This is a genomic window from Quyinboa mangrovi, assembly GCF_042219825.1.
In the GTDB taxonomy this organism is placed as follows: domain Bacteria; phylum Bacteroidota; class Bacteroidia; order Bacteroidales; family UBA5342; genus JBHJHP01.
This window is the reverse complement of record NZ_JBHJHQ010000003.1, coordinates 295,462-308,455: the sequence shown is the minus strand read 5'-3', so window position 1 is coordinate 308,455 and position 12,994 is coordinate 295,462. Positions and strand designations below refer to the sequence as shown.

General features: G+C 33.9%; 8 protein-coding genes. 3 read left to right on the top strand and 5 right to left on the bottom strand.

Features of this window, described 5'->3' with window-relative positions; genetic code table 11:
• Positions 1–343: 343 nt before the first annotated feature.
• The gene (locus ACE1ET_RS07355; protein WP_375727732.1) at positions 344–541 is read left to right on the top strand and encodes a hypothetical protein; all 198 of its coding nucleotides are present in this window, start codon (positions 344–346) and stop codon (positions 539–541) included.
• 307 nt (positions 542–848) lie between these two features.
• On the opposite strand, the gene ACE1ET_RS07350 is transcribed toward ACE1ET_RS07355, so the two are convergent.
• The 4 genes from ACE1ET_RS07350 to ACE1ET_RS07335 all read right to left on the bottom strand — a co-directional run bounded on the left by ACE1ET_RS07350 (position 849) and on the right by ACE1ET_RS07335 (position 6,457).
• Positions 849–2,156 (bottom strand): hypothetical protein, encoded by a 1,308-nt coding sequence (locus ACE1ET_RS07350; protein WP_375727731.1) that lies wholly within the window; start codon positions 2,154–2,156, stop codon positions 849–851.
• Between the two features lie 237 nt (positions 2,157–2,393).
• A complete protein-coding gene (locus tag ACE1ET_RS07345; RefSeq protein ID WP_375727730.1) occupies positions 2,394–3,659 on the bottom strand; it encodes an arylsulfotransferase family protein in 1,266 nt (421 codons plus the stop codon).
• 33 nt (positions 3,660–3,692) lie between these two features.
• A complete protein-coding gene (locus tag ACE1ET_RS07340) occupies positions 3,693–5,435 on the bottom strand; it encodes a glycoside hydrolase family 26 protein (protein ID WP_375727729.1) in 1,743 nt (580 codons plus the stop codon).
• Positions 5,436–5,509: 74 nt separating this feature from the next.
• A complete protein-coding gene (locus ACE1ET_RS07335; protein WP_375727728.1) occupies positions 5,510–6,457 on the bottom strand; it encodes a UDP-glucuronic acid decarboxylase family protein in 948 nt (315 codons plus the stop codon).
• 444 nt (positions 6,458–6,901) lie between these two features.
• Between ACE1ET_RS07335 and ACE1ET_RS07330 the strand changes: the two genes are divergently transcribed.
• Positions 6,902–10,579, top strand: a complete 3,678-nt coding sequence (locus tag ACE1ET_RS07330) for a glycosyltransferase (protein ID WP_375727727.1) — start codon at positions 6,902–6,904, stop codon at positions 10,577–10,579.
• A gap of 126 nt (positions 10,580–10,705) precedes the next feature.
• Positions 10,706–11,476: a glycosyltransferase gene (locus ACE1ET_RS07325; RefSeq protein ID WP_375727726.1), complete on the top strand. Its 771-nt coding sequence runs from the start codon at positions 10,706–10,708 to the stop codon at positions 11,474–11,476.
• 11 nt (positions 11,477–11,487) lie between these two features.
• Here the strand turns inward: ACE1ET_RS07325 and ACE1ET_RS07320 are convergent, their stop codons facing one another.
• Complete coding sequence (locus ACE1ET_RS07320; protein ID WP_375727725.1) at positions 11,488–12,882, bottom strand: glycosyltransferase family 87 protein; 1,395 nt, start codon at positions 12,880–12,882, stop codon at positions 11,488–11,490.
• Positions 12,883–12,994: the final 112 nt, after the last annotated feature.

The window sequence follows — 12,994 nt, the reverse complement described above, 5'->3', positions numbered from 1 at the left end:
ATATAAATAAAATCATGTTTTATAACATATCTTTTAGTGAGAATGTAAATAGAAACGGCCCGGAAATTTTTATTCTGAAGAGGAGTAATTATATGTTCTACAACACCTTTACATTATTTGTAGAGTAAAAAGTACGCATTTTTTTCTGATATGTTGTCTTAAATACTGAACGAAAGGGATAATAATAAAAAAATATTTTGTTTATATTAAATTTATATTTATCTTTGAATTAACATTTAAAGAACTATTAATTAGTATTTGGATTTAAATGTGTTTTTTATATTAAGGATTTAGTTTTTATATTGAGGGAATAACACTTTTGCTAACATTAAAACAAGAGATCATGATTTACAATCAAAAACAACGTCAGCTTATTATTTGGGATCAGAGGGGAACACGGGAAAAGTTTGTGAGCTATTTTTTGTTGTTTAATCTGGGACTTAGATTAATGGTCAGAGATGCTTTCAGAAGGTTAAAATATGCTGAAGGTACAGTTCATGCAGATGCTATGTATCACAAGGAGCCTGTTGTAAATTCATAAAGAGTAACAGGGTTCTGTTGATTCAGAATTTATAAAAAAATTCAGCAATATGCTGAAAAATCCGTAAGGGTAGTATTACTTTTACGGATTTTTTTTGCAAACTGTAATCTAAAGTTTAGATAAACGTACATTCCCAAGCTTACACATTATATAAATAACCAGAGGCTTAAATAATTAGCAAAGAAGATGTTTAAATCACCGTTCTGTGTTTATACAGGTTTTGGATAAAGCCATAATATAATTTCTATGTTGTATTTAATCCTTTTAAGAAGTAGATTCCAATATAATGATGTGTAATAACAGGGTTTTAGTTCAATCCAGTATATTTTAATCCGGAATTGAGATGTGACTGTAATCTTATATAAATGCTTTGTGCTTCTTCAAGCAACTCTTTTGAAGCATAAGAATTTTCACTTCTTATATTCTTAAAGGGTTTATATTCAGGAATTATTGTTTGTATTCCGACTTTATTTGCAATAAGCTTAATTACATTTTCGGGATTCTTACAATAAGTGCTATAATTGACCAGTAATGTATTTGGGTGTCGAATAGTTAGCACATAATTGTAATAGTTGATCCAGGTTTTTAACCAATAGTCAATCGAGTCTTTGTTGGTGCTGTTTAAAAAATATGTATCACTAAATATGAAAGGTTTATGATTCAATCCAAATTCATGGTGTCCTAACCAGTTCATATAATCTAAAATAAAAGGATCTTTCTTTTGTAAGGCTGAATAATATTGGTGTTTTTCCAATAATGAAGCCGCATGTGTTACAGGATCACGATATAAAATAACCATTATAAAATCGTCATTAAACTCGCGTATAGAATTGTATCTTAAAATAAAGTTATTATTCTTTGCCAGATATATTTTAGTGTTATCATGCTTAATATTTGTTTGGTAATCAAGATAATCGATATAATCTTTTTCTGATATCTTATAAGCAGACAAATAAGTTTCATGGATAAATGAGTCGTTTGCTTTTACCTTAAAAAAATACTCTTCAAGGGCTTCATTAGAGTTGTAACCAATCATTATTCCGTCTTTATGACTTCTTTCCTTTAAATGTTTAGTTCTGGGTTTGTAAAATTTAGCCCATAGGTTGGGGCTCATTAAAAAGGGCATATTGGCATAGCTCAAGGTTACCAGTTTATTAATTTTTGACAAATCGTTCATTAAGCTGGTAGTACCTGCTCGGGCTAAACCTGAAATAATTACAAAGTCTTTTCTGGATTTATATTGTTTTCTTTTAATTTTTTGGGTTTCACGTTTGAAAAGTTTCTCTGATATTTGATAATTGTCAAGTGCGATTCGGTGTAACAATTGAGAAAGTTCAGAATAGCCGCTTTCGTTCTTTTTACTATAAGGAATAACGAAAGGTACAGTCGCTCCAAATGTGATAGAGATCATGGGATAAAAAGTAAAGAACTCTAAGCTGTTAATCTCTCGTTTACTTAATAGGATGTAAGTAACAACGGGGATACTGCCTAATACAAAGCATACAACTAAGAATATAAGAATCTTCAGAAGTGAAATAGCCAGCTTATTAGTCCTTTTCTGTATCTGTTTAATTTTTACATCTTCCTCGGAATCAGATAAAAGTTCATTTACCAAAGCTACACTGTTTTGAGCCAGATTATAAAAAATTAACCTATTTAAACGGATAGTCGTGGCAATGATTAAGAAACTGAAGAAAAGGATAGTATAAAACAGCATCATTTATTCTTTTTTCTGAATAAGCGCTTAATCTTAAGCCAAAAAACATATAAAAAAGAAAATACTACAATCCCTGCAATTATAAATATCAGAATAATTGTTCCGATTCCAAGTCCTGGACCGATGTATAATAAATTACTCATAATTATTAATTATTCTTGTCCAATTGGGTAAATTATGGAATCCTTCATGACCTGATTTCATAACATTTTTATAAATTACGTCATTGTCTTTTATAATCCATAGGATCCCTGAATTTTGCTCTTCTACAAAGTAGGTATTATTTTCAAAAAAGTCAACTAGCCCTTCTGACAAAGTGTAGATTTTATTTGCTTTAAATACCTGGTCTCCAATAAAAGAAAAGCTTTCGTTATTGAAATTATAACGCACTAATTGCGAATAATGATCACCAGCAAATACGAATTGGGATGAATCTATTTGGGCCGGATTCTTCTCCCAATTTGAAGCGGGATGTTTGTTATTGTTAAAAAATACGAGGCTATTATCATTATAAAAATCTACGTCATGCTGACCAACAAAAGGTCCCTCAATAACTTTTATTATCTTGTTTGTTGCAGGGCGATAGTGAAATATTGCTGACATACTTCTGGCACTGATAAAAACATCTCCTCTTTGATAGTAAGGAGTCGTTTTTAATGCGGGTTCAATATCGTTAATATGAATTGGATCCTCCACATTACCAGATTTCAAGAGATAATTGGATAAGTTATTCTGTGTTAAAATATCGGTGAATGATTTTTGAAATAGGATGCTACCTGTCTCCACGTCAATCTTATTGATATACTCGTCTTTGAAAAAGACATATCTTTCATTGATACTAAATAATCCGACGCCATCACTTTTATGTGTGCTAATCCATATATCACCTTGATCATCAATGTTTATTGCATGGTGCGGCCATAAGCTATCAATCTTCCAGATTACATTTGATAAAGAATCGATTCTTTTCAGGCTCTCATAGTTCTGATAATAAACTAGGTTCTTTTCTGGTAGAAGCAATGGGTGAAAAATGCGAACATGGTCAGACATGCGATCATGTAATGACCATGAATATAAAATCGAATCATTTTTCAGGTTTATCAATGCTACAATACGTGAATTATCGGTATCGGTATAAGAGGTTAATGCAATAATATTTGAATCAAGTTTATTAATGGACTGAAAGTTTTCCGGTGTTTTTATAAATGTTTCCGGCAGACCTCTGAATTCATTGACTGAGGTAGCAAATAAGTCAGGAAATGTATACATGTATTTTACAGTCTTACCAATAAGTCTGAATTCTTTATCTCCGTTAGATATATGAACTGAGATCCATCCAAATATGGAAAGGATAAACAAGCCAATAATGGTAAGAGGCACTATTTGAAGTATCTTTTTCATGTTAGCAATTCATATAATAAAATTGTGGTTATTTTACTGGTTATCCTTTTTTAAAACCTCTAAGAATCGATGTAAAATACTCGTATCAATACTCCAGTCCGGTTCTTTTATGTCACCCCATGCTCCAGGTGTGTCACTCATATTAAAATAATTAACACCAACCACTTGAGGATTTTTATTTAACGTAATGGCTGCATCTTCCATCCATTTTAATTTATATTCATTGGGTCCCTTAACTCCAAATTCTGTAATAAAAACAGGTTTGTTCATATATCGGTAGTTTATGATTTTATCTTCGAATATAGTGCTGAACATTATCTGTTTGTTAAAGTCCGTGATGTTCTTATCTGGTAGGCCATAAGCTGCGAAACTTACATAATCCACCACATCATCTCCGGGATAATAATCGGGTGCACCCCTGTCGCCGGCAGGTCCCCAAACTTTCTTTACATTTAAAGGAAATGGATTTGGGAATTGCATAAAATAACGAAAAGCCTTAATATAAATAATAGGATCTTTACTTTGCCAGGCATATCGCGTAATCGGGATTTCCATTTCGTGCGCAAATCGTAAATAAACAGTATGGTTTGAATTTGAGATATCATTATAAAGTAAATGTATAAGTGTGTCATATTTCCCATCAACAATATTTGCAAGCACATTAGGATCCGTTATCCGGCCATAATCTATCCATGGTTCAAATGTAAGTATGACATCATGGTTTCTCGAAAAAACATCATCAAGGTACGTTTTAGAATCCCGGGACTGTAAGTGTCCAAAATCCAGAAAAAGGTGTTCTGTTGTTATAGATGAATCCGTAAGCAGCAATTTTCTTGGGTCGTATACCCCGATTTGAAATTCCTCATTAGGGATGGAAAGCTGTGCGTTGTTCCAAAGTGTTTCATCGTATGCAATATCCTGATATTTGGCAATGCTATCAATTTCATCATTTACAGCATTTGCAACTTCTGTTTTATCGAACATCTTATCAGATGTTATGATCATCACGGGTTTATTAAAAAAGCGCAGACGGTGTAGTTTACGATGAATCTCATTTTCTAAAGAACCATAAGCCGGATATCTGGTATACATCTTCTCCGCTTCGCTTTGAAGCGTAATGCTAATCAGATCAACTACATCATCACCTGGATAATAGCGTTCACATCCATTGAAACCGGCTGGACCCCAAATAAATTTCAGATTTGGATTTTTCTTTTGCCAGAATGAAACCACATGCCGGTACGCTTCGATGTAATTATCTCTATTCTCCCAGGGTGTATTATAAACCCATAATTCCATTTCGGGATTAATTCTGACAAAGATTTCCCTATCGCTATCCAACAATGTATTATATATCTTTTGAAGTTTTGCATCAAGAGAACCGTCAATAATTTCCTTTAAAGGTTCATTCTTGATACTGTATTTATTATAAAATAGATTTCCCCAAAATTCGACAGTTAAAAGGATATTATTTTTTTCATGGGCAGCATTTAAAATATTTTTATTGATTCTAAAGGATGAATTATTGTTTACCTGTAGTACCAGATGATTAAATTTTAAAGAACGGTCATAACCTTTAGCATTTTTTTTGTAAAAAATTCCGGAAACCTCCTCGTTTTCTCTGGCCAGTAATTTATTGGAAACGATGTGGTGATTATGTATTAATTCGGATAAGTAATATCGAATTGTTGTCCTGTAAATTAAGGCAAATGCTGCGGATGCAGCTAAGGTGAAGACCATGAACCATATTAATATTCTCTTTTTAACAACCTGCATAGTTGGAAATATAATACTTTAAGTTAATAAGACTGTATGAAGATTCCAATGAAAGTATTGGGTTTATATTCTTGTCAATCACCTAAACTTAGTAATTCTTCAAAGTACAGAATGGTTTTTGTTAGTCCTTCCTGTAATTGTACTTTGGGTTCCCAGCCATTCAGTTTTTTCCTGGCCAGCGTAATGTCAGGCTGACGTTGCCTTGGATCATCTTTGGGTAATGGTTTAAATACCAACCTGGATCCTGAACCTGTAATATCTATGATCTTCTGTGCCAGCTCCAACATAGTAAATTCATTGGGGTTCCCCATGTTAACCGGACCTGTAAAATCATCCGGGCTATACATCATACGTATCATCCCTTCAACCAGGTCGTCTACATATTGAAATGAGCGGGTTTGTTTTCCATCCCCGAAAATGGTTATGTCTGAACCTTTTAAAGCCTGTACAATAAAATTAGAGATAACACGTCCATCGTTCATGTTCAAATTAGGACCATATGTATTAAAAATTCTGATGATCTTTATGTTTACCATATTTTGTATATGATAATCCATAAAAAGGGATTCAGCACACCGTTTCCCTTCATCGTAACAGGAGCGGGGTCCAATAGTGTTTACATTGCCCCAGTAACTTTCAGGTTGTGGATGAACTACAGGATCACCATATATTTCACTGGTACTGGCCTGTAATATTTTTGCGTTTAAGCGCTTTGCGAGCCCCAGCATATTGATAGAACCCATAACGGATGTTTTAATCGTCTGTATGGGATCAGACTGATAGTGAACCGGGCTGGCAGGACACGCCAGGTTATATATTTCATCAACTTCACAAATGTAGGGCTGTGTTACGTCCTGCCTGACGATTTCGAAGTAAGGATTGTCAATTAATTTAAGTATGTTTCGTTTTGAACCTGTAGAGAAGTTGTCGAGACAAATTACGTCATTCCCTTCATTTAAAAGTCTTTCGCAGAGGTGTGATCCAATAAATCCTGCACCTCCTGTTACCAAAATTCGTTTCATATTTTATTTCTTGTCAAGGTAGTTCAGTTATATTAATGTAATTAAATTCTAATTTATAATAATATTCAGGACGTACCAGGTTTGCGTTTATCAAAGAAGTTAGCCTTGTTCCCATATTTCAATCCTGAAAGTTTTTAAAAGTTGGTTAATTTCAATAATATCTGCACGTAAATTTAAAATTTAAACCCTATATAACCTATTATACACTATAAAAATAATTTTACAGATTGCTTAATGTTCTCGAAAAAAATTGCCAATTTTAGCCTGTAGAATCTAATACTATTGAGAAATCTTAATTGCTTAAAGAGAGCGACATATACATTTTTTGAGCTTGTTATTCGATTTGTCATATCAAGCAATCGGTATAAACTTCGGATTAGTTATGTATGTTAATGTTTAGAACATATAAACTTTATTATTTTTATTGAACCTTTAAATACAAAAATGGATAACATTAGCAACCGAAAAAATAATCCACATCCAAAAGAACTTTTTATATCAAAAGCGCTTATTGTGTTTGGGATATATTCTGCTATCTTTTTCTTGTTATGGTTGTTAGACGCTTCTTATAGACAGGATAACTTCTTATATGTAATCATCATACTGTCTTTTGCTTATAAACTTATTTTATTGATTACTGAATGGTTGCTAATCTGGCACCCATCGGTTCCAGATAAGGTGGAATTGAAACGGAAATTTACTGTTGATGTACTTACCACTTATGTAAAAGGGGAACCAAAAGAAATGGTTAAAAATTCACTTTTAGCCATTAAATCCATGACTTATCCTCATGAAACCTTTTTGTGTGATGAAGCAGATGATGCCGAACTGAAAGCATTCTGTAACGAAAACAAAATCCACCATGTTACGCGGGAGAAAAAAATAAACGCAAAGGCAGGAAATATTAATAATGCTTTGGAAACAGTTGCATGCGGTGAAATTGTACTGATTCTTGATCCTGATCATGTCGTCTATCCAAATTTTCTGGATGAGGTACTTCCATATTTCGAGGATGATAAAATGGGGTTCGTGCAAGTTGTTCAGGCCTATTATAACCAGTACGACACAGTAATTGCAAAGGCTGCGGCAGAACAAACATACCAATTCTACGGGCCGGTCATGATGACCTTGAACAGTTATGGTGCTGTTCCTGCTATTGGTGCAAATTGTACATTCAGGCGGACGGCACTTGACAGCATTGGTGGTCATGCCCCGGGTTTGACAGAAGATATGCATACAACTTTGAGATTGAAGGCAAAGGGCTGGAAATCTGTGTATAATCCCGTAATTGTTGCAAAGGGGCTTGTTCCCTGGAATTATTCCGGGTATTCATTGCAACAACTAAAATGGTCACGGGGTTCCTTCGATTTGCTTTTTAACGTTTTCCCCAAAGTGGCGAAAAACCTGTCATGGGCTGAACGTTTGGCTTTTCTTACGGTTCCCATGTTTTATTTATCCGGAATTGTAGCACTGTTTGATTTTCTGATTCCAATACTTGCTTTGCTCTTAGGTTGGATCCCAATACATGTAAGCATATTTGATTTTTTTATTTACTACACCCCTTTGTTTGTGATATCTCAGGTTATTCGATTTTACCATCAAAAATGGTATTTTGAAGAGCACGAAAAAGGCACTGCCATACTAGGAGGTGTATTGTTTAAATCAACATGGTGGGCCACCATGCTGGGTTTTCTCTATTCACTTGTAAACAAAAAAGTTCCATATATTCCTACCCCCAAAGATTCACGTATAGAAACCCCATGGAGGCTTCTGATTCCAAATTTTACTGTTATAGCCGTATCTGTTTTTGCAATAATATATGGATTGAAACAGGATTTTACGCCATTTACTTTGTTCATGGCATTTCTGGCATTTTTGAATATAGCTATTTTAAGTTTTGGAAACCTTATGGCCATGCAAAAGCAGATTGTTGCTTTTCATAAATTATTTCAGGGATCTCCGGTTAGCAAGGATAGTGCAACAAGACGTTTTCTTTTTAAACAAAAGAACGTGGTTTACAGTCTTTTTAGTAAAAATGTTGTTGTATTCCTATTGCTGTTATTTGTTGTTTTAACAAATGTTTTTATCATCGGTATCACCCCGGAAAGGTTTCAAAGAGGCATTAAAACCAACTATATTGGGCGTAAAGTTTCAGAGATATTTGGTAACAAAACCCTTATTTATAATAAGGATTACTGGCAAATTTATACCGGGGTAAATTACAAAAGCGGAATGAAAATTAGTAAAATGCCGGTTTCATTTATTAAGCGTGATTTTTATCTGAACCAGATGACCGAAGTTGCCCTGAACAGATTTATGGATAGTTGTTATTCAAACAATATACTCCCATTTTTAGCTCTGTCTGTTGATACTTCGGGAGTGACATTGGGTTCTGGTCAAAGGGATAAGCTAAAATTAGTAAATGTTCTTGAAGAGGTTAAAAAACGCTATTTGCCCCTGTTTATAATGTTTGACAGAAATCTGACCCCAGTATCTGATGATGTTTATGCCGGGATTTACAGAAAATCCTTCCATTTGGCTGATTCAATAGCTGTTCGTTCACTTATTACCTGGGTTTGGCATTCAAAAGATATTGATTCGGATTACTGGCTGGGTTATTATAATTATTACGAAGAATTTTTAGTTGATTGGATCTACGCTGAAAATGATACTGCTTTTTTTGTGGACAAAACCTACTATGGAAAAGAACGCGAGGGCATGTATAAACCCTTATTATTGGATGCTGCCAACATTAACAAGATTGAAAAAACTAGTCTGGACGAGGATAAATATGGTCAAAACATTGTTGGCATATTAGGTTCAGGACCAATAAAATCAACGAAGCTGAAATACAATTTTTCGGATTCTTTTGAAAAACCAATACAGTCGAATGCGCAACGTTTAAGCTTACCGAATTATGTAAAAGGGATCGCATATAATCCGGGACAAGGATCAGGGAATAGTGATAAGCTGCCACCTACTGCTAAAAAGTTGAAAAGAGATTTTGCCCTCATTGAAGATATGGGTTGCAATACGATTAGATTATTTACAAGCTCTATTTATGATTATAACATATTAAAAGCAGCAAAGGAGGTAGACCTGGATGTGCTGTATGGCTTTAATCTAATGCATCATTCCTTTGATTTCCTTAGGGACAGTACCGGTATGGACAGGCTTAAAAAGGAGATATTAAGGCAAGTTCAAAGTCATGTCTCGGACTCCAGTATTATAGCCTGGGGACTTGGAAATGAGACTTGGGAAAATTTGAGCTATGCATTTGGGCAGCCATATCTGAGTACGGTCAGGATCGCATACCTGCAATTTTTAAATGATGTAATTGAGGATATAAAAGTCATAGATGATAAAAGACCTGTATACACGTCCGAAACTCTTAATTCCAGCAGTATGCTTGCATTCTCAAGGTACCTGCCAAATATGGATTTTTTTGGGGTCAATGCGTATTACAAGGATAATTTGAAACGGGTAAGTGAGCTGGCAGAGCGCAATCTTAAAGGTATGCCCTATTTGTTTACAGAATATGGAAATAAGGGATACTGGGATTTGGCATTAAGTGATTTTGATGAACACGAGCGGATATTGGAACAAACCAGTATGCAGAAGGCGGATGATTATATTTCAAACTGGAATAATTACATTTTTTCTGATAAAGAGAACAATCTGGGAGGTGTCGCTTTTTGTTGGCAGGACAGATTTGAAGAGACAGCCACATGGTTTGGTGTGATTGATATTTTTGGGCATAAAAAACCAGCATATTATGCATTGAAGGAGGCTTATTCTGGAAACAAGACAGCGTATGTCCCCAGACAGTTTCCAATTCCGGAATATAAATTATTAGTAAAATATGACGATAGCTCTAAAAGTCGAATTACTGCCAGTGCTTTAATTGCAAAAGATAATCTGAATCCTGCATTATTTCAGTATAAGTGGATTGTTTATACAGATGTTTCGTTTTATAAGATCATAGAGACTGATTTTAAAGAAGGACTAACAGACATTTCATTTTCATTGCTTGATGAAGATGATGCGTACAGAGTTTACCTTTACGTTAAAGATGATTCGGACAATGTAATAACTGAATCATTACCTCTCTCCCGGGAGTGATTCATTCACAGGTATAAATAAATATTTCAGTCAGGCATTTTTAATAGTTTAGAGTCTGAATGCCGTTTTGTAAATTATCTTTTTCAAAGAATTTACTTAAATTGAGAAAATAAAAAATTGATGCGTATGGATTCAGTAACCTCCGGTGGCGTTAGTGATGTGGATTTGGGGCTTGCAATAATAGTTCCTTGTTATAACGAATCACGGCGATTAAACCCTGATGAATATGCTTCTTTTCTAAAAAAGCAATATCCTGTTAAAATAATTTTTTCAAACGATGGTTCAACTGATGATACATTAATAATTCTTCAGAAGATTCAGGATATAGACGAAAAAAGGGTATTCATTCATACCCTTGACCAAAATAAAGGTAAGGCGATGGCAATTTTTGAAGGGTATAATTACTGTACAAGAGAAAATATTTCTTTTGACAAGCTGGCATACCTGGATGCTGATGGTGCTACATCTTTAGAGGAATGTTATGAATTAAGTCAGAAGATAAAAGACAATGTTGTGTTTGTATTTGGTTCAAGGATACTTAAAATCGACAACAATATTAACAGAAAACGATACAGGCATCTATTAGGGCGTGTCATTGCAACATTTATTTCCATCCAGCTTGACATTAAAGTCTATGATACGCAATGTGGGTGTAAAATTTTCGAAAAACAACTTGCTTCAAAAGTCTTTAAAGAAAGATTTATTTCAAGGTGGTTATTTGATGTCGAAATTTTTCACCGCATATTAAAATTGTACGGCAGGAAAAATATAAAAGCAATTGCAAGAGAGGTCCCTTTACAACGTTGGATTGATCCTGGAGAATCAAAAGTTAGTTTTGCCTATGGAATAAAGCTGTGGTTTGACCTGTTAAAAATTGGCAGAAAGTACAGACAATAGAATTATTTCTATCAATCCAACTTCACTCTATTCAGTCCAGGGATGTAGGATTTTAGGTGATCTATATTAGGAAGGACCAACAATATGATAATTAGAGTAAAATTTAACTGGAATAAACTAATTGATGACATTACCAAGATACTTGCTCCAATCAATAACCAAAATTTACTTAAATAAGCATTCAGTTCTGCTAAACTATAAATGATTAGTGGCAATAATATTATATTGTAATGCGCTAAAGTTCCCGGATAAACTATTAATGACAATGGAATATATGACAACAGGGCAAGCCGGTTGTTTATTTTTTGTAATCTTTTTGTATTCCATAAAGTAACCAGTAATAAAACAGAAGAGATGCTTCCGACGAGCAATTTTATTTGTTGAGGTGATAAAAAATCACCATGCGAAGCGTTTACCCTTAAGATGACAGCATTCAGTGAATTATTGATAGGCTCAGAAAAAACAAATTCGGGTAATCTTGATGATGGTAGCGAAGAGAAATAATCTATGAAAATATCGAAGTTAAAAACCAGACCTGTTATCATCAAAATAGCCATTCCGGTCAGAAAAGATATAAAGATGAGTTTCCATTTTCGAATAACTATAAAGTAAATCATAAAAATTACCGCAAAAGGTTTTATCAGAATCATTAACGGGAGAGAAATTCCGGATATATAGGTGTTTTTAAACCTTACAGTCATGAGTACCAGAAATAAAAGTAATGTATTAGTTTGACTCAGTGCAATTGTGAAAGTCAACCCAGGGAAAAGAAAAATTATAAGAATTAATAATGCTGTAATTTCAGGCTTCAGATTGCGAAATATGGATTCTTCCCATATAATTTTTATAAGTAAGTATATGTCGAGAATAAAAAAAAGTGTTATCAAGGATTGCCACACTACATACCCCGTCTCAAAATCAAACCATCCAAGGGGGTAAAACAATAGCATAGTCGGAGGTGGATATATAAAACCAACTTTAATAACAGCAGGTACAAGATATTCATCCGTATAAGGAATGATTCCTATTGAGTTATATATTTGTTTAAAAAGGTCTGGGCTATAAAAATTGTTACCGGTATGTCCTGTTTTAGCATACAGGTATATACTCGGGAAATCCCATGGTTGTATCTCAGTGAAGCTTGAGTAAATATTTCGAAGTTGTAAAAAGGCAAAAAAGATTATGATGCCATAAACCAGATTGCTTATTAAGGGTTTGGGAGGCTTTAGTTTATAATCTAAAAAAACTGATAGCGCAGCCGTTAAAAATATAAATGGCGACATATAAAACTGAAGATTTATTTTGTTCAGAATCTGACTCAAAATAAACGAGAATGCAAAACCGATACTTACGTATATGATAGAGGAGATGGATATATTATTGATTGCTTTTACGCGTCGTTCCATTTTTATATGGATTTTCGTAATTATTATTTTCCTATGTCGATGCCAATTTAAGCCAATTTACTGATTTTGGGAAATTCTTTTTTATCGGTAGTAACTGAGACAATAGCAAAAT